16 protein-coding genes are annotated in these 19,435 nt (G+C 69.8%); 9 read left to right on the plus strand and 7 right to left on the minus strand.

Translation table 11 applies throughout. The features are described from left to right. Window positions 1-41: 41 nt before the first annotated feature. Both HJ588_RS09155 and HJ588_RS09160 read right to left on the minus strand, forming a co-directional pair. Window positions 42-1,745, minus strand: a complete 1,704-nt coding sequence (locus HJ588_RS09155) for a glycoside hydrolase family 13 protein (RefSeq protein WP_171154200.1) — start codon at window positions 1,743-1,745, stop codon at window positions 42-44. Window positions 1,746-1,836: 91 nt separating this feature from the next. Next, window positions 1,837-2,985: an ROK family transcriptional regulator gene (locus HJ588_RS09160; protein WP_171154202.1), complete on the minus strand. Its 1,149-nt coding sequence runs from the start codon at window positions 2,983-2,985 to the stop codon at window positions 1,837-1,839. 107 nt (window positions 2,986-3,092) lie between these two features. On the opposite strand from HJ588_RS09160, the gene HJ588_RS09165 reads away from it, so the two are divergent. From HJ588_RS09165 to HJ588_RS09175, 3 genes are read left to right on the plus strand one after another with little or no spacing between them, the layout of a single operon-like run. Beyond that, window positions 3,093-4,373, plus strand: a complete 1,281-nt coding sequence (locus HJ588_RS09165; protein ID WP_171154204.1) for an ABC transporter substrate-binding protein — start codon at window positions 3,093-3,095, stop codon at window positions 4,371-4,373. 13 nt (window positions 4,374-4,386) lie between these two features. Next, window positions 4,387-5,319 carry a carbohydrate ABC transporter permease gene (locus HJ588_RS09170; protein WP_171154207.1) on the plus strand — a complete coding sequence of 311 codons (933 nt, stop codon included), beginning with the start codon at window positions 4,387-4,389 and terminating at the stop codon, window positions 5,317-5,319. Window positions 5,320-5,321: 2 nt separating this feature from the next. Next, window positions 5,322-6,191: a carbohydrate ABC transporter permease gene (locus HJ588_RS09175; protein WP_171154209.1), complete on the plus strand. Its 870-nt coding sequence runs from the start codon at window positions 5,322-5,324 to the stop codon at window positions 6,189-6,191. Window positions 6,192-6,204: 13 nt separating this feature from the next. Here the strand turns inward: HJ588_RS09175 and HJ588_RS09180 are convergent, their stop codons facing one another. Then, window positions 6,205-6,582 (minus strand): globin domain-containing protein, encoded by a 378-nt coding sequence (locus HJ588_RS09180; RefSeq protein ID WP_171154211.1) that lies wholly within the window; start codon window positions 6,580-6,582, stop codon window positions 6,205-6,207. A gap of 12 nt (window positions 6,583-6,594) precedes the next feature. Next, entirely contained in the window at window positions 6,595-7,512 is a 918-nt protein-coding gene (locus HJ588_RS09185) for a mechanosensitive ion channel family protein (protein WP_171154212.1), read from the minus strand. Window positions 7,513-7,587: 75 nt separating this feature from the next. Between HJ588_RS09185 and malQ the strand changes: the two genes are divergently transcribed. Together malQ and HJ588_RS09195 are read left to right on the plus strand one after the other, a co-directional pair. Then, window positions 7,588-9,744 carry a 4-alpha-glucanotransferase gene (gene malQ / locus HJ588_RS09190; RefSeq protein WP_171154214.1) on the plus strand — a complete coding sequence of 719 codons (2,157 nt, stop codon included), beginning with the start codon at window positions 7,588-7,590 and terminating at the stop codon, window positions 9,742-9,744. Next, on the plus strand, window positions 9,741-11,204 hold the full coding sequence (locus HJ588_RS09195) for an amino acid permease (RefSeq protein WP_425483547.1): 1,464 nt from the start codon (window positions 9,741-9,743) through the stop codon (window positions 11,202-11,204). The genes malQ and HJ588_RS09195 overlap by 4 nt, the downstream gene beginning before the upstream one ends. A gap of 115 nt (window positions 11,205-11,319) precedes the next feature. Here the strand turns inward: HJ588_RS09195 and HJ588_RS09200 are convergent, their stop codons facing one another. Both HJ588_RS09200 and pepN read right to left on the minus strand, forming a co-directional pair. Continuing rightward, complete coding sequence (locus tag HJ588_RS09200; RefSeq protein WP_171154217.1) at window positions 11,320-12,666, minus strand: NAD-dependent succinate-semialdehyde dehydrogenase; 1,347 nt, start codon at window positions 12,664-12,666, stop codon at window positions 11,320-11,322. A 122-nt stretch (window positions 12,667-12,788) separates the two neighbouring features. Further along, entirely contained in the window at window positions 12,789-15,401 is a 2,613-nt protein-coding gene (pepN, locus tag HJ588_RS09205) for an aminopeptidase N (protein WP_171154219.1), read from the minus strand. A 139-nt stretch (window positions 15,402-15,540) separates the two neighbouring features. Here pepN and HJ588_RS09210 point away from each other — a divergent pair, with 139 nt between their 5' ends. From HJ588_RS09210 to HJ588_RS09225, 4 genes are all read left to right on the plus strand, one after another. Beyond that, the gene (locus HJ588_RS09210; RefSeq protein ID WP_171155573.1) at window positions 15,541-16,149 is read left to right on the plus strand and encodes a mycothiol-dependent nitroreductase Rv2466c family protein; all 609 of its coding nucleotides are present in this window, start codon (window positions 15,541-15,543) and stop codon (window positions 16,147-16,149) included. 12 nt (window positions 16,150-16,161) lie between these two features. Beyond that, on the plus strand, window positions 16,162-16,629 hold the full coding sequence (locus tag HJ588_RS09215) for a ribose-5-phosphate isomerase (protein ID WP_171154221.1): 468 nt from the start codon (window positions 16,162-16,164) through the stop codon (window positions 16,627-16,629). A 106-nt stretch (window positions 16,630-16,735) separates the two neighbouring features. Next, window positions 16,736-17,830, plus strand: a complete 1,095-nt coding sequence (locus tag HJ588_RS09220) for a PP2C family protein-serine/threonine phosphatase (protein WP_171154224.1) — start codon at window positions 16,736-16,738, stop codon at window positions 17,828-17,830. Further along, on the plus strand, window positions 17,827-18,756 hold the full coding sequence (locus HJ588_RS09225; RefSeq protein ID WP_343036645.1) for a ribokinase: 930 nt from the start codon (window positions 17,827-17,829) through the stop codon (window positions 18,754-18,756). The genes HJ588_RS09220 and HJ588_RS09225 overlap by 4 nt, the downstream gene beginning before the upstream one ends. A gap of 74 nt (window positions 18,757-18,830) precedes the next feature. On the opposite strand, the gene HJ588_RS09230 is transcribed toward HJ588_RS09225, so the two are convergent. Beyond that, window positions 18,831-19,043 carry an antitoxin gene (locus HJ588_RS09230; protein ID WP_171154226.1) on the minus strand — a complete coding sequence of 71 codons (213 nt, stop codon included), beginning with the start codon at window positions 19,041-19,043 and terminating at the stop codon, window positions 18,831-18,833. Between the last annotated feature and the right edge of the window lie 392 nt (window positions 19,044-19,435).

Genomic DNA, 19,435 nt, shown 5'->3' on the forward strand with positions numbered 1-19,435 from the left:
CACGACGGACGCATCCATCGCGACCGGCGGCGGCGCGCTGACTACTGCAGCCAGACGGCGGTGTCGGTCGGCAGCTGCCCGGCGATGTCCGGCTCGCTGGCGACGAGCACCTCGCGGTCGGCCGGCAACTGCACCGGCTGGGCGCCGAAGTTGACGATCACCCGCACGGTCTGCGAGCCGCTCGTGACGTCGTAGGCGAGGACGTCGTCGCCGAGGTCGACCGTGGCGAGTGCGCCCTCGCCGAGGTCGAGGTCGCGGCGCACCCGCAGCAGGCGGCGGTAGAGCTCCAGCGTCGAGGCTGGGTCGCCCTCCTGCTGGTCGACGGCGAGGTCGCCATACGCCTCGGGCTGGGGGAGCCACGGCTGGTCTCCCTCGCCGAATCCGTATGACGTAGCGTCCTTCTCCCACGGCATCGGGATGCGGCAGCCGTCGCGTCCCTTCTCCCGGCCCGCGGTGCGGTGGAAGGTCGGGTCCTGACGCACCTCGTCCGGCAGGGCGGTCGCCTCGGGCAGCCCGAGCTCCTCACCCTGGTAGAGGTAGGCGCCACCGGGCAGCGCGAGCATGAGCGTCGTCGCCGCGCGAGCGCGGCGCAGGCCGAGCGCGGCGTCCGGCTGGGGGTCGTCCACGCCGATGCCGTTGGGCCGGGGCTCGCCGACGGGCAGCCCGAGCCGCGAGGCGTGCCGCACGACGTCGTGGTTGGACAGCACCCAGGTGGTCGGGGCGTCCACCGCGTCGTTGGCCAGATAGGACCGGTCGATCGCGTCCGCGAGGTCGCGTGCCCGCCAGGGCGCCTGCAGGAACTCGAAGTTGAAGGCCTGCTGGAACTCGTCGTCGCGCACGTAGAGCGCAGCCCGGTCGGCCGGCTGCACCCATGCCTCGGCGACCATCGCGCGTTCGCCGGGGTAGGACGCGAGCACCCGGTGCCAGTCGCGGTAGACCTCGTGCACGCCGTCCTGGTCCCACATCGGGGGCCGGGTCTGGTCGCCGCTGAGCTCGAGCATGTTGAGCGGACCGCTCCAGTCGGGCAGGCCGTCGGCCTTGATCAGGCCGTGCGCGACGTCGACCCGGAAGCCGTCCACGCCACGGTCGAGCCAGAAGCGCAGGATGTCCTCGAACTCCGAACGCACCTGCGGGTTCTGCCAATTCAGGTCAGGCTGCTTGCTGTCGAAAAGGTGCAGGTACCACTGGCCGGGGGTGCCGTCGGGCTCGGTGACGCGGGTCCACGCGGCGCCGCCGAAGACGCTCTCCCAGTTGTTGGGCGGCAGCTCGCCGTGCGCGCCCGAGCCGTCGCGGAAGATGTAGCGCTCCCGCTCCGCCGAGCCCGGAGCCGCCCGCAGCGCCGCCTGGAACCACGCGTGCTCGTCGGAGGTGTGGTTGGGCACCAGGTCGACCAGCACCCGCAGACCGAGCTCGTGGGACCTGGCGATGAGTGTGTCGGCGTCGTCGAGCCGGCCGAAGAGCGGCTCGACGCCCCGGTAGTCGGAGACGTCGTATCCCGCGTCGGCCTGCGGGGAGGGGTAGAACGGTGACAGCCAGACCGCGTCGACGCCGAGTGCCTTGAGGTAGGGCAGGCGTGCCGTGATGCCCGGCAGGTCGCCGATGCCGTTGCCGTCGGCGTCGGCCCAGGAGCGCGGGTAGATCTGGTAGATCACGGCGCTGCGCCACCACTCGCCGCCCGGGTGGGCGTCGTGCACCTGCACGTCGGTGGTCGTCTCGGCCGTGCCCTGCACGTTGATGTCTTGCATCGGAATCCCTTCTCGTTCTTCGAAGTTCGTACGTTCAGACGTTCATGGGTTTCAAGAGTTCATAGGTTTAGAAGTTCACGGGCTGGGAGTGTTAGGGCCGGGCCAGCAGCCGCTCCCAGGCGTATGACGCAGCCGCGGCCACGCCCCCGTGGACGACCGCGGTGCCGCCCAGCGTCGATGCCCGCAGTGTGACCGGCCGCCGCTGGAGCTCGTCCATCCGCGGCAGGCCGGCCTGCAGCGCCTCGATCAACCCCGGGGCACCCGCGACCGCCCCGCTGATGACGATCACCTCAGGGTCGAGCAGCAGGTGCAGCGAGGCGATGACCCGGGCGACCGGCCGGACCGCCCGCTCGACCAGGCGCCGGGTCGCGACGTCCTTGGTCGCGAGCTCGAACACCGTTGCCGGGTCTGACATTCCGCGAGGTACGGCAGCCTGGCGGACCAGGTAGCCGACACCGAGAGTGCCCTCGACACCGCGGAGGAGGCCGGCGCCGCCGATCTCGCCGGCGCCCCCGCGCGAGCCGTGCAGCAGGCGCCCGTCGCAGACGACGCCGGCGCCGAGTCGTTCCCCGGCGAGCAGTGCCACCAGGTTGTCGCTGCCCTTGGCGACGCCGCCCGCTCGCTCTGCGAGGGCGGCGAGGTTGGCGTCGTTGTGCAGGACGACCGGCGCGTCCTGTGCGCGGGCGACGTTGTTGGCCAGACCGGCCCGCGGCAGGTCGCCGAGAAAATCCTCGTCGGCGATGATCTCGGCCCCGTGCACCGGTGCGGGCAGCCCGATCGCCACCGCGAGCAGCCGATGCCCGGGCAGCTTGGCGCGCAGTCCGGACAACTGCTTGTTGATCGCGCCGATGCGGGCCCGCCCGCCCGCCGTCGGGGAGATCGCCACGCTGCTGGAGTGCCGGATCCGGCCGGTCAGGTCGGCGATCGCGACACGCACGCGCCCGAGACCGAGGTCGACGCCGGCGACGACACCCGCGTCAGGGTCGATCTCGAAGGTGCGGGCCGGGCGGCCGCGCCCCGTCGCGGCACCGGGCACTTCGCGCACCCAACCCGCCGCGACGAGATCGTCGCAGGCGGTCAGCACGGTCGGCCGCGACAGACCGGTCGCCGCGACCAGGTCACCCGCGGCGGCGGGGGAGTCGGAGCGCAGCACGCTCAGCACGCGGACAGCGCTGTCGCCACGGGCATCCGGCACCCCGAGGGCCAGAGCGGGCAGCTCAAGGCCCGGCGTCGTCGTCATGGGCGTGCTCCCTCCCGATTGCCGCGAAGTGCTTGACAGTGGCCTGCGTCACACGACAATATCAACTCAGTTTATTAAAGTCACCTTATTTAATCGCCGGAGGCAGCATGTCACAGCTCCCACCCACGCGGCGGCAGGTGCTCCGCTGGGGACTGCTCGGCGCGGCCGGTGCCGCGACCTCGGGCGCCTTGGCCGGGTGCGGACTCGGCTCGAGCGACGACATCCGCTTCCTGCAGAACAAGCCCGAGGTGATCCCCTACTTCGACAAGCTGACCGCGCAGTTCAACGGCTCGCAGCGCGGCGTGCGCGCCTCGCACGACCCGACCACGACGCCGCTCACCCCGCAGTTCGTGCGCGGCACCCCGCCCGATCTCGCGTGCTACAACTACCAACTCGAGGCCGCGAGCTTCCTCGCGCGCGGTGCGCTCAGCGACCTGTCGGACCTGCCCGAGGCCAAGACGATCGCGCCGAGCGTGCAGGCGCTCGTCGGTCAGTTCGCCAGTTACAAGGGCCAGACCAGCGTGCTGCCCTACTCCGTCGCATCGGCCGGCGTGATCTACAACAAGGACCTCTTCGCCAAGCACGACGTCGCGGTGCCGACCACCTGGAGTGAGCTGATCGCGGCCTGCAAGAAGTTCCAGGCGGCCGGGGTCACCCCGATCTACTTCACCTTCCTCGACGGCTGGACCCTGCTGCAGGGCGTCTGGGACTACGTCAGTGGCGGCACCCTCGACGTCGCCGCGTTCTTCCGCCGGCTCAAGCAGGAGGAGGGCAAGGTCGACCAGAACTCACCCGCGTCGTTCACCCGCAACTTCGGCGACGCCTGCCACAAGATGGTGGAGCTCTACCGCTACCGCAACGCCAACGCGCCGAGCCTCACCTACAACGCCGGCAACACCGAGTTCGCCAAGGGCAAGGCCGCGATGTACCTCCAGGGTCCGTGGGCGCTGACCCCGCTCGGCACCGCCAACCCCAAGCTGCAACTCGGCTCGTTCCCGCTGCCGTGCACCGACAACCCGGCCGACACCAAGGTGCGGGTCAACCTCGACCTCGCGCTGTGGATCCCCAACGACTCCAGCCACAAGGAGCAGGCGCGCACCATGCTGCAGTGGCTGATGCGCCCCGAGGTGATGAACGCCTACAACAAGCAGGCACTGGCCACCTCGCCCACGGTGAACGCTCCGGCGCTCACCGACCCCCGGGTGGCGGGACTCTCGTCATACGTCAAGCAGGCGAAGTTCTACCAGGGCGCGAGCACCTACATCTCGATGACGATCCCGCTCGGCAACTACATCCAGACCATGCTCACCAGCGGTGACGTCAATGGTCTGCTCAACCGACTCGACACCGACTGGGCAAACCGTGCCGCCCGGTCGGCGGCGGCCTGAGAGGACCGATCCGATGACCGCACCTGCTCCCGCAGCGCCTGTCAGCACGGCCACGTCCGGCACCACCGCAGGCACCGACACCCGGCGGCGGCGCCCCGACGCGGCATACCTCTGGATGCTCTTCCCGGCGCTCGCGCTCTTCACCCTCTTCGTGACCCTCCCGGCGCTGGTCGGGGTGTTCTTCAGTTTCACCAACTACGCCGGCTTCGGCTCGTGGAAGTGGGTCGGCTTCGAAAACTACCGGTCGCTCTGGCACGACAGCACGATCCTCGGGTCCTACCAGTTCACACTGCTTTTCGCGGTCGTGACCACGATCGTGGTCAATGCGCTGGCCCTGGCGCTCGCGATCGGACTGAGCTCGAAGATCCATCTCAAGCGCGGCCTGCGCAGCGTGTTCTTCGTGCCGATGGTGCTGTCCGGCATCGTCATCGCCTACGTCTTCCAGTATTTCTTCTCCTTCTCGGTGCCCGCCGTCGCCGGCAGCATCGGCTGGACCGGCGGTGAGCAGAGCCTCCTCGCCAACCAGGACTGGGCCTGGCTCGGCGTGGTCATCGTGACCGCATGGCAGGCGATCCCGAGCGCGATGATCATCTACCTGGCCGGGCTGCTCGCCATCCCGGGCGAGGTCTACGAGGCCGCGTCGCTCGACGGCGCGAGCGCGTGGCGGCGCTTCCGCAGCATCACGCTGCCGCTGGTCGCCGGCTACGTCGTCGTCAACTCGATCCTCAGCTTCAAGAACTTCCTCAATGCGTATGACGTGATCGTCGGTCTCACCGGCGGCGGTCCCGGCACCTCCACCACGAGCGTGGCGATGGGCATCTTCAACGGATTCAACAACGGCGACTACGCCTACTCGATGGCCAATGCGGTCGTCTTCTTCGTGATCACCGTCGTGATCTCCCTGCTGCAACTGCGGCTGCTCCGCGGTCGAGAGGTGAATCTCTAGCCATGGCAACGATTCCGACTCCTGCACCCCGCGCGCGCACCAGCGCGGCCACCGGCGAGCGCCGCAGCTGGAAGCTGACCACCGTGCTGGCCCTCGCCAGCCTGGCGGTGTTCATCCCGCTCTACCTCGCGGTCACGATGGCGCTCAAGACCAACGCCGAGGCGTCCAGCGGCAGCGGCTTCGCACTGCCGACCTCGCTGCACTGGAGCAACTTCTCCACCGCGTGGAACCTCGTGCACTTCCCACGGGCGGCGGCGGTCTCGGTGGTGATCGCCGTGGTCGCGGTGGTCGGCTCGCTCGCGGTGTCGTCGATGGCGGCATACGCGATCGTGCGCAACTGGCACCGCAAGGCGTTCCGCTACTCCTACTTCTACCTGCTGGCCGCGATGTTCATCCCGTTCCCGGTGATCGCGCTGCCGCAGGTGAAGCTGACCGCGCTGCTCGGGCTGGACAACCCGATCGGCGTCGGGCTGCTGCACGTGCTGCTCTCGATGGGCTTCAACATCCTGCTCTACACCGCGTTCCTGCGGTCGATCCCGTTCGAGCTGGAGGAGAGCGCCCGGCTCGACGGCGCGAGCACCTGGCAGACGTTCCGGCAGCTGATCGTGCCGCTGCTCGGCCCGATGAACGCGACCGTCGGCATCTTCGCGTTCCTCGCGTCCTGGAACGACTACATGATGCCGGCGATCATCACGGCCGACGCGCAGTATCAGTCGCTGCCGGTGGTGCAGAACATCTTCGCGGTGTCGCTCACCACCAACTACAACGTGGCGTTCGCGTCCTACCTGATGGCGATGCTGCCGACCCTGGTCGTCTACTTCCTCGCCCAGCGCTGGGTGCTGAGCGGCGTCACCCAGGGCGCGATCAAATAGAACCTCGTCGCGCCTAGTCCTCCCAGGCGTTGACCATCGAAAACGCCGCGCGCGTGAGGTATTCGCGCAGCAGCGCGTCATGCTGGGCGTCGAGGTCGAGGGTGTCGACGGCGGCGAGCATGTGCGTGAGCCAGCGGTCACGCTGGACCGGCGTCACCTTGAACGGCATGTGCCGCATCCGCAACCGCGGGTGACCGCGCTCCTGGCTGTAGGTGGTCGGGCCGCCCCAATACTGCTCGAGGAAGAGCAGGAGGCGCTCCTCGGCCGGGCCGAGATCCTCCTCGGGATAGAGCGCCCGGAGTTCGGGGTCGCCGGCGACCCCGACGTAGAACTCGTGCACCAGCTTGGCGAACGTCGGGTGTCCGCCGACCTCGTCGTAGAACGTGCTCACGCGGTAAGTCTCTCAGCCCGCCGGCGTGGTGCCGCTCGTGCCCTGGCCCGGGTATGACGGCAGCTGCGGTCCGCGGATGCCCGCGGCGTCCAGCGCGACCTTCGCCCGCTCGCGGATCTCCCGCGCCACGCTGTACTGCTCGTTGGGCACGCAGGTCGCGATGATGCGCAGGGTCACCACCCCACTGCCGACCGACTCGACACCGGCGACTTGCGGCTCCTCCAACAGCCTTTCCTTCCAAGGGGATTCGTCATCCACTGCGGCGGCGACCTGGCGCAGCACCTGCAGCGCCTTCTCGACCGACTGGTCGTAGCCGATCGGCACGTCGATCAGCGCGGTGGCCCAGCCCTGCGACTTGTTGCCGATGCGCAGGATCTCGCCGTTGCGGACGTACCAGACCACGCCGGAGGCGTCGCGCAGCCGGGTGACGCGCAGGGTGACCTCTTCGACGGTGCCGATCGCCTGACCGGTGTCGATCACGTCGCCCACGCCGTACTGGTCCTCCATGATCATGAAGATGCCGGAGAGGAAGTCCTTGACCAGGCTCTGCGCGCCGAAGCCGAGGGCGACGCCGCCGACACCGGCCGACGCGAGCAGCGGGGCGAGCGGCACCCCAAGCGCGGACATGATGGTGAGCGCCGCGATGCCGAAGATGACGATCGTGCTGACCGATCGCAGGATCGAGCCCATGGTCGCCGCGCGTTGCTTGCGGCGCTCGGAGTCCAGGCCGGTCGCCTGCCGCAGCACCCGGCCCGCGCGGCCCTCGCGCTGGCTGCCGCGGTGCTCCATCATCCGCACCGCACGCCCGATGGCCCGGATCACCAGCCAGCGCAGCAGCACCGCCCCGATCGCGATGCAGACGATCATCAGCGGGGTGCCGACCGCCCAGTCGAGGGTCGATCGCTGGCCGGCCTGAGCAAGAGAAGGCATGGGGTCCATGATGAGCGGTGCCGACCGGGACCGTGCCATCCGCCGCGCCGCGGCGCCTCTGACACACTGGCGCACATGCCCGACGCACCACCCGCCGCGCCCTCCGAAACCCTCGCTCAGCTCGCCCGCGCCCACGGCGTCGCCACCGACTACTGGGACTGGAAGGGCAACCACGTGACGGTCTCGCGGGAGACCGTCACCGCGGTGCTCGCCGCCCTCGGTGTCGACCTGGGAGACGACGACGCGGCAGACGACGCCGCCCGTGCGGCGCTCGCCGACAAGGCACTGGAGTCGTGGCGCCGGGTGCTGCCGCCGGTGATCGTGATGCGCGAGGGCTGGACCCCGTGGGTGCCCGTGCACGTGCCCGCCGACACCGCTGTCAGCGCGCGAATCACGTTGGAGGAGGGCGAAACCCGCGACATCGCCGAGGTCGACCACCAGGTCGAGCCACGCGAGGTCGACGGCGAGCGCATCGGCGAGGTCACCTTCGAACTCCCGAGTGACCTGCCGCTCGGCTACCACCGCATGCAGGTGTCGTATGGCGACGACGGGCAGTCCGCCGAGACCACGGTGATCGTCACCCCCGCGTCGCTGCAGCTGCCGGCGGCGCTGCAGCACGACCGCGCGTGGGGCCTGACCACCCAGCTCTACTCGGTGCGCTCGGAACACTCGTGGGGCATCGGCGACGCCGCCGACCTCGCCGAACTCGGCACCTGGGCGGCCCGGCAGGGCGCCGACTTCGTGCTGATCAACCCGGTGCACGCCGCGGAGCCGGTTGCGCCGATGGAGGCCTCGCCCTACCTGCCGACCTCCCGCCGCTTCGTCAACCCGATGTACATCCGCGTCGAGGAGGTCGCCGAACTCGGCTACCTGTCGGCCGCCCAGCACCAGCTGGTCGAGTGGCACAGCGACGACGCGCGCCGGCTCAACCAGCTCGACCACCTCGACCGCGACGGCAGCTGGCAGTCCAAGCAGGCCGCCCTGCGGATGATCTTCCGCACCGAGCGCACCCACCGCCGGCGGCGCGACTTCGAGAGCTTCTGCGAGCGCGAAGGGCAGGGGCTGCTCGACTTCGCCACCTGGTCGGCGATCGCCGCCGACCGTGGCCTGCCGTGGAGCGACTGGCCGACCGACCTGCAGGACCCGCGCAGCACGGCGGTCGCCGCGGAGCGGGACCGGCTCGCCGAGGACGTGGAGTTCCACTGCTGGCTGCAGTGGGTGGTGCAGTCGCAGTTCCTGGACGCCCAGCGCGAATTGCGGGCTGCCGGAATGTCGCTCGGCGTCATACAGGATCTCGCGGTGGGGGTGCACCCCGGCGGCGCGGACGCGTGGTCGCTCGGCGACGTGCTGGCCGGGGGAGTGTCGGTCGGCGCACCGCCGGACGACTACAACCAGCAGGGGCAGAGCTGGAGCCAGCCGCCGTGGCGACCGGACCGACTCGCCGCACTCGACTATCAGCCCTACCGCGATCTGCTCCGCACCTCCCTCCGTATGGCGGGAGGGCTGCGCGTCGACCACATCCTCGGACTGTTCCGGCTCTGGTGGGTGCCCGAGGGCAAGGACCCCTCCCAGGGCACCTACGTGCGCTACGACCACGAGGCGATGGTCGGCATCCTCGCGCTCGAGGCGCAGCGCGCCGGTGCCGTCATCATCGGCGAGGACCTCGGCACGGTCGAGGACTGGGTGCGCGACTATCTCGCCGAGAGAGGGCTTTTCGGCACTTCGATCCTCTGGTTCGAGCGCACCGACGACGGGGCGCCGCGTCAGCCGGAGACCTACCGCAGCCTCGCGCTGGCGAGCGTCACCACCCATGACCTGCCGCCCACCGCCGGCTACCTGCAGGGCGAGCACGTCACCGTCCGGCACGAGCTCGGGCTGCTGGAGCACTCCCTGGAGGAGGAGCTCGAGCAGGACACCGCGCAGCGGGAGAAGGTGCTGGCGGCGCTGCGCGAGCGCGGACTGCTGCGTGACGGTGCCTCGGTCGACGACCAGGTCGACGCGCTGCACCGCTTCCTCACCTGGTCGCCGAGCAAGCTGCTCGGCGTCTCGGTCAACGACCTCGCCGGTGACGTGCGCACCATCAACCAGCCGGGCACGTTCGAGGAATACCCCAACTGGCGGCTCCCGCTCGCCGGCGCCGACCGGGAGGCGGTCACCCTCGACCAGCTGATGGTGTCGCGTCGCGCCAAGCGACTGATCCGTGCGGTCACCCGCCGCGGCGAAGGCGCCTGATCCGCGTGAGCACCGACATCGACGCAGCGCCGGAGCTGAGGCGCAAGCTCAAGGCGCGACACATCAACATGATCGCGATGGGCGGCGCGATCGGCACCGGGCTGTTCGTGGCGTCCGGCAAGTCGATCCACGACGCCGGTCCGGGCGGGGCGCTCGCGGCATACGCGGCGATCGGCCTGATGGTCTTCCTGCTCATGCAGAGTCTCGGCGAGATGGCGACCTACCTGCCGATGGCCGACTCGTTCGAGGCCTACGGCAGCCGCTTCGTCAGCCCGTCGTTCGGCTTCGCCGCCGGCTGGAACTACTGGTACAACTGGGCGATCACGGTCGCCGCCGAGCTGGTCGCCGCCGCCCTGGTGATGGGCTACTGGCTGCCCGACGTGCCGGCGTGGATCTGGTCGGCGATCTTCCTGGCAATCCTCTTCGGCCTCAACGCATTCAGCGTCGGGACGTTCGGGGAGGCGGAGTTCTGGTTCGCCTCGATCAAGGTCGCCGCGGTCGTGATCTTCCTCATCGCCGGCGTCGCGATGATCTTCGGCATCCTCGCCGGGCCGTCACCGGGCACGTCCAACTGGACGCGCGGCGAGGCGCCCTTCGTCGGCGGGTGGTCGGGGATGCTCGGCATCTTCATGGTGGCCGGGTTCTCCTTCCAGGGCACCGAGATGGTCGGTGTCGCCGCGGGGGAGGCCGACGACCCGAAACGCACCATTCCCAAGGCGATTCGCACCGTCTTCGTGCGGATCATGCTCTTCTACATCGGTGCGATCGCGGTGATCGGCTTCCTGCTGCCCTACACCGACAACCGGCTGCTCAAGGCTAGCGACAACTCCGACGTCAGCATCGCGCCGTTCACCCTGGTCTTCGACAAGATCGGTGTCCTCGGCGCCGCGTCGGTGATGAACGCGGTGATCCTCACTGCGATCCTGTCGGCCGGCAACTGCGGGTTGTTTGCCTCCACCCGCATGCTGTGGGCGCTGGCCAGGCGCGGCAAGGCGCCGAAACTCTTCTCCCGCATCGACGCCCGCGGGATCCCGTGGCCGGCGCTGCTCGCGACCACCGCGATCGGCGCGCTCTGCTTCCTCACCAGCCTGCTCGGTGACGGAGTCGCCTACACCTGGTTGATCAACGCCTCCGGCCTGGCCGGTTTCATCACCTGGCTCGGCATCGCGTGGAGCCACTACAACTTCCGCCGCGCGTTCCTGCGGCAGGGGCACAGTCTGGACGAATTGCCTTACCGCGCAGCGTTCTTCCCGGCCGGCCCGATCATCGCGATGGTGATGTGCGCGATCGTCATCGTCGGCCAGAACTACCAGGCCTTCACGTCGGACACCATCGACGTCAAGGCGTTGCTCTCGTCATACCTCGGGCTGCCGCTGTTCCTCGCGATCTGGTGGGGACACAAGCTGATCACGAGACAACCCAAGGCGGACCTCGCGACCGCGAGCTTCCGCGTCGACTGAGTCCGCGCACCCGCGGCCGGCCCAACCCTGACGGTCGGATTCACGTCTGACGGTCGAATTCGACCGTCAGACGTGAATCTCGCCGTCAGAGTGCGCCTCGGAGTGGGCGTAGGCCTCAGGCGATCCGGATGAGCTTCTTGTTGACGAACTCCTCCATGCCGAAGCGCCCGAGCTCGCGGCCGAAGCCGGAGCGCTTCACGCCGCCGAACGGCAGCTCGGCGGCGTCGGCGCCGACCACGTTGACGAAGACCATGCCGGCGTCGATCTGGGCGGCGACGCGCTGGGCCTGCTCGGAGTCGGTGGTGTAGAGGTAGGAGCCGAGCCCGAAGGGCGTGTCGTTGGCGAGGCGCACGGCGTCCGCCTCGTCCTTGGCCTTGACGACCATCGCGACCGGCCCGAAGAACTCCTGGTGGAAGGAGTCACCGTCCGGGTCCATGCCGGTGAGCACGCCGGGCGGGAAGTGCGCACCGTCGCGCTGACCGGAGGTCTCCAGCGTCGCGCCGGCCGCGGTGGCCTCGTCGACCTGCTTCTGCAGACGCTCGGCGGCGGCCTCGGACGACAGCACCGCCGGCGGGGCGGCCTTCAGCTGGGCGGTGAACTCGGTGAGGAAGTCGTCGTAGAGGTCCTCGGCGACGATGAAGCGCTTGCCGCCGTTGCAGACCTGACCGCCGTTCTCCAGCCGGGCCTGCACCGCCGCACCCACGGTCGCCTTGAGGTCGTCGGTGCTGAGCAGGATGAACGGGTCGGACCCGCCGAGCTCGAGCACGCACTTCTTGAGGTACTTACCGGCCTGGGCGGCCACCTGCGCGCCGGCCCGCTCCGAACCGGTGAGCGACACACCCTGCACGCGCGGGTCGGCGATCAGGTCGGCGATCTGCTCGTTGGTGGCGTAGATGTTGTTGTAGACACCCTTGGGCGCCTGCGCCTCGTCGAACATCTGCTGGATCGCCGCCGCCGACTCCGGGCACTGCGGCGCGTGCTTGAGCAGGATCGTGTTGCCGATCAGGATGTTGGGGCCGGCGAACCGGGCCACCTGGTAGTAGGGGAAGTTCCACGGCATGATCCCGACCAGCACGCCGAACGGCTGCCGCACGATGACGGCGCTGCCCTCCTCGACGTCGATCTTCTCGTCGGCGAGGAACTCCGCGGCGTGGTCGGCGTAGTAGTCGTAGATCTCCGCGGCGAAGTCGACCTCGCCGAGCGCCTCCTCCTCCGGCTTGCCCATCTCCCGGACGATGATCTTGGCCAGCTCGTCGCGGCGGTCGCGGTGCAACTGGGCCACCCGCTTGATGACCGCGACCCGGTCCTCGAGCGCGGACGTGCGGCCCCAGCTCAGATACGCAGACTCGGCCGCCTCCAGCGCCGCAGTCACCTCCTCATCGGTCGCCGTGGGGTAGGTCTTGATCTGCTCACCCGTGGCGGGGTCGACGACGGCATAGATCACCGAAGCTGCGTCGGACATCACTGTCCCTCTTTCGTGGGTCGCGAACTTTCCAAATCGAACAAGTCCCACGCTAGCCGCCCGGAGTGAGCTGCGACACTCAAGGGCCGGGGATCCGTGCGGCGGATCCCCGGTCCGAGGGGTCAGTCCGCGTCGGCGGCCTGCGCGGTGAGCGCGACCTGCACGATGTCGCGGTTCTCCGCCACCAGCCGCACCAGGCCCGCGGGCGCGTCCGGGTGGGCGTCGAGCCACGCCTGCGAGGCGTCGAGCAACTCCTCGCTGGCGAGCGCGATCGGGTAGGCGAGCTTCACCACCGCGGCCGCCATCGCGTAGGTGCGTGAGGCCCAGAGGTCGATCAGCACGTCGTGATAGCGCTCGATGTATGGCGTGAGCAGCGCGGCGTCGCGCGCCCGTCCGAAGCCGAGCGCGACCGCCCGGGCGGTCTCGTTGGGCAGCGAGTCCGACTCGACCAGGTCGTGCCAGGCCGCCGCCTTCGCCTCCGGTGTCGGCGCCGCGGCACGGGCTCCCGCGGCACGGGTCGTGCCGTCCGCGGTGCTGTCGGCGCGCAACTGCTCGGCGATCTCCTCCTCGCCGGCGGCACCGGCCGCGACGAGCGAGGTCAGCAGGGTCCAGCGCATGTCGGCATCGAGCTGCAGACCCGCGAGCACGCTTGTGCCGTCGAGCAATCCGCGGATGAAGGTCAGGTCGTTGGGGCGACTGGCCATCGTGGCGAACGCCTGGGTGAACTGCAGTTGCGCATCCCCACCGGGGGCGGCGCCGGTCATCAGCGCACGCAGCGCGGTCGCGACCTGTGCGGCCTCGTCCTCGCGGTGCTCCGGTCGCAGGAACGAGGTGATGTTGCCGACCGCGGAGTTGGTCAGGTAGGCCGTCGTCGCACCCACGACGCGCATCAGCAGGGCCTGCCGCAACGCCGAATCCGTCTCGGTGGCAACGGCGTCCAGGCAGTAGCGGATGAACGTGCGCGGCGGGAGCAGCCCGTCCCGCGCCATCTCCCAGAGCGCGCCCTGCACCACGGCCCGGGTGAGCGAGTCGGTGATCGCCGTCGGGTGGGCGAGGACGGTGTCGAGCGAGCGGTCGTCGAGGCGCACCTTGGCGAAGGTCAGGTCCTGGTCGTTGACCAGCAGGAGGTCGGGCACCTGACGGCCGGCGACGCCCGGCACGTCGGTGGACTCGCCATCGACGTCCACCTCGATGCTGTCGACGGCGGCCAGCGAATCGCCTTGCATTTCATACAGACCCACCGCGAGACGGTGCGGGCGAAGGGTCGGGTGCTCGGACGTCACGGTCTGCTCGATGCGCAGCGCGGTGAGCGTGCCGTCGTCGCTCACCGTGACGGCGGGGCGCAGCACGTTGCTGCCGGCGGTCCGCAGCCACAGGTCGCGCCAGCTGGACAGGTCGCGACCAGACGTCGCCTCCAGCTCGCCCAGCAGGTCGTCGAAGGTCGTGTTGCCCCATTTGAACTTCTCGAAGTAGGAACGCAATCCGGCGACGAAAGGCTCCACGCCGACGTAGGCGACCAGCTGCCGCAGCACCGATGCGCCCTTGGCGTAGGTGATGCCGTCGAAGTTGGCCTCGACGTCGTCCAGGTGCCGCATGTTGGCGTAGACCGGGTGGGTGGAGGACAGCGAGTCCTGCCGGTAGGCCCAGGTCTTCTCGACCGCGCTGAAGGTCGTCCAGGCGGTGTCCCACTGGGTCGCCTCCGCCTGGCAGTAGGTCGAGGCCCACTCGGCGAACGACTCGTTGAGCCACAGGTCGTCCCACCAGCGCATGGTGACCAGGTCGCCGAACCACATGTGCGCCAGCTCGTGCAGCACGGTCAGCGCGCGCCGCTCGATCAGCGCCTCCGACACCTGGGTCCGGAAGACGTAGGTCTCGGTGATGGTCACGCACCCGGCGTTCTCCATCGCGCCGGCGTTGAACTCCGGGACGAAGATCTGGTCGTACTTCTCGAAGGGGTAGGGCTCGCCGAATTCCTTTTCGTAGAAGTGGAATCCGCGCTTGGTGGTGTCGAAGATGTTGTCCGCGTCGATGTGCTCGGCCACCGACTGGCGGCAGAACACACCGAGCGGCACGACACCACGGGCCGTCTCCACATCGTCCCGCACGACCGCGTAGGGGCCGGCGACGATCGCGGTCACGTAGCAGGCGAGCCGCGGCGTCGGCGCGAAGCGCCAGGTCGCGGCCGGTTCGCTGCTGCCGTCCGGCGCGGTGTAGGTGGCGTCCCCGGGCTCCGGCTCGGGAGTCGGCTGGTTGGAGAGCACCTGCCAGCGCTCGGGGGCGGTCACCGTGAAGGCGAACGTCGCCTTGAGGTCCGGCTGGTCGAAGACGGCGAACACGCGGCGGCAGTCAGCGACCTCGAACTGCGAATAGAGGTAGACCTCGCCGTCGGCCGGGTCGACGAAGCGGTGCAGCCCCTCGCCGGTGTGCATGTAGCTGCCGGTCGCCGCCACGGTCAGCTCGTTGTGCTCGGCGAGCTGAGGCAGAGTGATGCGCGCTCCGTCGAAATGCGTTGCCGGATCGAGAGATTCGCCGTTGAGGGTGATCGACTCGACCGACGGGCCGATGAAGTCGATGAACGTCCCACCCGCATCCGGTGCTGCGGTGAAGCGGACCGTCGACGTGGTCGCGAACGTCTCCGGACCGGTGCACAGGTCGAGGCTCACGTCATACGAGTCGAGAGTGAGGGTGGCGGCGCGACGCTGCGCCTCCTCGCGGGTGAGGTTGAAATCGGGCACGGAGCGGCTCCATCGGGTTCTGCGGGACGGAAATGTGGCGTCGGTCATCCTCGCACGCTGGTGTTCCCGGCCCGCCGCGCTGGTGGCAGGATGAGGACTCGTGAGCACTGAGACGAATCAGCAGCGAACCCAGGTCGAGATGTTCTTCGACCCCATCTGCCCGTGGGCCTGGATGACCTCGCGGTGGCTGATGGAGGTCGAGAAGGTGCGACCCATCGACGTCACCTGGTCGGTGATGAGCCTGTCGGTCCTCAACGAGGACCGTGACGAACTGCCCGACCAGTACAAGGAATTGCTCAGCCGCGGCTGGGCGCCGGTGCGCGTGGTCATCGCCGCCGCCCGCGAGCACGGCGACGAGATGAAGAAGAAGCTGTACGACGCGATCGGCACGCGCGTGCACCCGGGCGGCCGCGGCAAGGACGAGGCCGACATGCGCGCCGTGCTGGTCGAAGCGCTCGCCGAGGTCGGCCTCCCGCCGGAGCTGATCGAGGCGGCCGACAACGTGCCGGGCGACGACATCGACAAGGCGCTGCGCGCCTCGCACGAGCGCGGCATCAGTCTGGTCGGGCAGGACGTGGGCACGCCGATCATCGCGCTGGAGGACACCGCGTTCTTCGGCCCGGTCGTGACCCCGGCCCCCAAGGGTGAGGCCGCCGGGAAGCTCTGGGACGGTTGCGTGCTGGTCGCGAGCACGCCGGGCTTCTACGAGCTCAAGCGCACCCGCGACGAAGACCCCGACTTCAGCTGAGGAGACCTCGCGATGCGAGTGCACATCGGCGGCGACCACGCCGCCTACGACATGTCCCGCGCCCTGGTGGAGTGGCTGCCGACGCAGGGCCACGAGGTGATCGACCACGGCGCGACGGAGTATGACGCCGTCGACGACTACCCCGTCTTCGTGCTGCGGGCGGCGCAGGGGGTCGCCAAGGACCCGGGGTCGCTCGGCATCGTGCTCGGCGGCTCGGGCAACGGCGAGCAGATCGCGGCCAACAAGGTGCCCGGCATCCGCGCCGCGCTCTGCTACAACACCGAGCTCGCGCAGCTGGCCCGGCAGCACAACGACGCGCAGATCATCTCGATCGGCGGTCGCTTCAACTCGATCGACGAGGCCAAGGAGATGGTGCGGGTCTTCCTGGAGACGCCGTTCTCCGGCGAGGAGCGCCACCAGCGCCGCCTGGACATGGTCTCGGCCTACGAGAAGGACGGCTCACTTCCCCCGGAGGGGTGAGTTTCCCAAGGAAATCACGGCCGCGGGGTCAAGGCTTGGCATGTGGTCGGTAAGAACTCGGTAAAGAACGATCCGTCCGGCCACGACGGGCGTCAGGATCGTCCGCATGGCCATCGATCTGTCGCTCGCTCCGCGACGGCTCACCCGTGCCCACGGGCCGAGCGCCGCGGAGCCGACCCGGATCGGGCCGTGCGCTCCCGCGCTCGTGTCGCTGGCCGCCGCGGTCCTGCTGGTGACGCTTGCCTGGCCGTGGGCTGCGTCATACGCGTTGTTCATCCCCATCGCCGTCGCGGCCGGCATGCTGCTGCCGCGACGGCAGGCCGCCTTCGTCTTCGGTTGTCTCGGCGTCGCGTATGTCGTGAGCGTCGTGCAGACCGGGCAGCCCGGCGCGGTCTCGATGGGTCTGGTGCTGCTCGCCACGATGGCGCTGGTGACGGTCGTGGACCGCAGGCACACCCGGGCCGGAGTGAGCCCGGCCGTCGGCAACGACATGCTGCTCGACCTGCGCGAGCGGTTGCGGGCCCAGGGCCGCCTGCCGGTGCTGCCCACCGGGTGGAACGTCGAGGCGAGCGTGCAGCCGGCGTACGGCGACTCCTTCTCCGGTGACTTCGTGGTCGGCAACTGCCCGACGCCCGACCGGTTCGAGCTCGCGCTGGTCGATGTGTCCGGGAAGGGCTGCACCGCCGGCACCCGGTCGTTGCTGCTCGGCGGCGCGTTCGCCGGTCTGCTGGGCGCGATGGAGCCGCGCCGCTTCCTGCCCGCCGCCAACGACTACCTGGTGCGGCAGGGCTGGTCGGAGGGGTTCGCGACCGCGGTGCACGCGTCGGTGGACCTCGCGACCGGCGACTACTCGATCGGTTCGGCGGGACACCCGCCGGCCATGCACTTCCGCGCCGGCTCCGGCCGCTTCGCGCCGGTCACCGGCGCCTCCGGGATGCTGCTCGGCGTGCTCGAGCGGCAGGGCCCCGACGACTTCGTGCGCGCGCACGGCCGGCTGGCCCGCGGCGACGCGCTGCTCTTTGTGACCGACGGGGTGATCGAGCAGCCGGGCGTCGACCTGATGCAGGGGGTCGACCGGATGCTCGGCTACGCCGACCGCGAGATGACGACCGGGGTGCGCGGCGCAGCGACCCGCATCTGCAACGTCGGCAGCGGCGGTGACGCGGACGACCGCGCGGTGGTCGTAATCTGGCGCGAGTGAGCGGTCGCGTCTTCGTCGTCGGCAGTATGTCGGCGGATGTCACCACCTTTTCCCAGCGACTGCCGCGGCCCGGCGAGACGATCCACGGCGACCGGCTCAGCCTGGTGCTCGGCGGCAAGGGCGCCAACCAGGCAGTGGCCGCGGCCCGGGCCGGTGCGCCGACGGCGCTGATCGGCTGTGTCGGTGACGACCTCTTCCACGACCTGGTGCTGGGCGGCCTGCGCGATGCCGGCGTCGTCGTCGACGGCATCCGCACCGCACCCGGCGCGACCGGCGTCGCGCACATCCGGGTCGACCGGGCAACGGGGCAGAACGACATCGTGATCGTCGCTGGCGCCAACGGGGCGCTCACCGGTGCGGACGCCGAGCGTCAGCTGCACGCGATGGGCGCGGCTGCGGGGGACGTGCTCCTGCTGCAGCTGGAGGTGCCGCTCGAGACCTCGGTGCACGCCGCACGGGTCGGGGCCGAGCTCGGGCTGACGGTCGTGCTCGACCCGGCTCCCGCGATGGAACTGCCGGACGAGCTGTGGCCGTCGCTCACGGCGGTGACGCCGAACGAGTCGGAGGCGGCGCTGCTGACCGGCATCCCGGAGGGCTCGTCGGATGCCGCGGAGCAGGCGGTGCGCTGGCTGGCCGGCCGCGGCGTCGACCACCCGATCGTCACGCTCGCCGAGCGCGGGCTGGTCGGGATCTGGGCGGACGAGGTGCGCACGCTGCCCGCCATACCCGCGGACGCGGTGGACACCACCGCGGCGGGTGACGCGTTCGCCGGTGCGCTCGGCGCCGCCCTCGCCGCCGGGCTCTCCTGGGGCGAGGCGATCCGGCGGGGGAGTGCGGCCGGTGCGTATGCCGTCACCGTCGAGGGCGCGAGCCCGAGCCTGCCGACGGCCGCGCAGGTGGATGCGCTGCTCGCGGGCATGAAGTAAGGCATGTAGCGGGCATGAAGTAAGGGCCCGGGCGAGTTGCCCGGGCCCTTCAACTCACGCGAGGTGAGTCGTCGTCACTGCTGCTGCTGGTCTTCGGCGTTGCCCTCGGCGCCGCCGCCGAACTTGTCCTTGGCGAAGTCCTGACCCTGGTCGACCTTGTCGGCGTACTGACCGCCGGTCTTGTCGTCGACGAAGTCGCCGGCCTTGTCGATGCCGTCACCGACCTTGTCCGGGTTGTTCCCGGCGAACTCGGAAGCCTTGTCCTTGGCACTGTCGAACAGACCCATTGTGGGAGTCTCCTTCGGTTGCCACCGGCCCGTCGCCGGCGGGGCTTCCGTCATGCAAGCACAGATCGCCGGATAGGTCGATACCCCCGCGGATGCGTGTTTACCTTCCCGTAGGTGGCGTGGGAGCGGGCTGGGAGTCGCCTGTGGAGATGGTGGCTTCGGGGCCGGAGTGCGGACTCGTCCGCGGCGCGTCGACTTGTCACGTGCGTGCCCGACTTGTCACGTTGACCGCGACTTGTCACGTCTTCTACCGACTTGTCACGTGCAGTAGCACGTGACAAGTCCATGTAGCACGTGACAAGTCCGCACTTTGCGTGACGAGTTGCCGAGAACGTGACAGTACGGCGGAGCGACGATGCCGCCCGGGCGAGCGCCAGCGAGCCCGGGCGGAG

Origin of the sequence: Flexivirga aerilata (genome assembly GCF_013002715.1) — a bacterium.
GTDB classification, from domain to species: domain Bacteria; phylum Actinomycetota; class Actinomycetes; order Actinomycetales; family Dermatophilaceae; genus Flexivirga; species Flexivirga aerilata.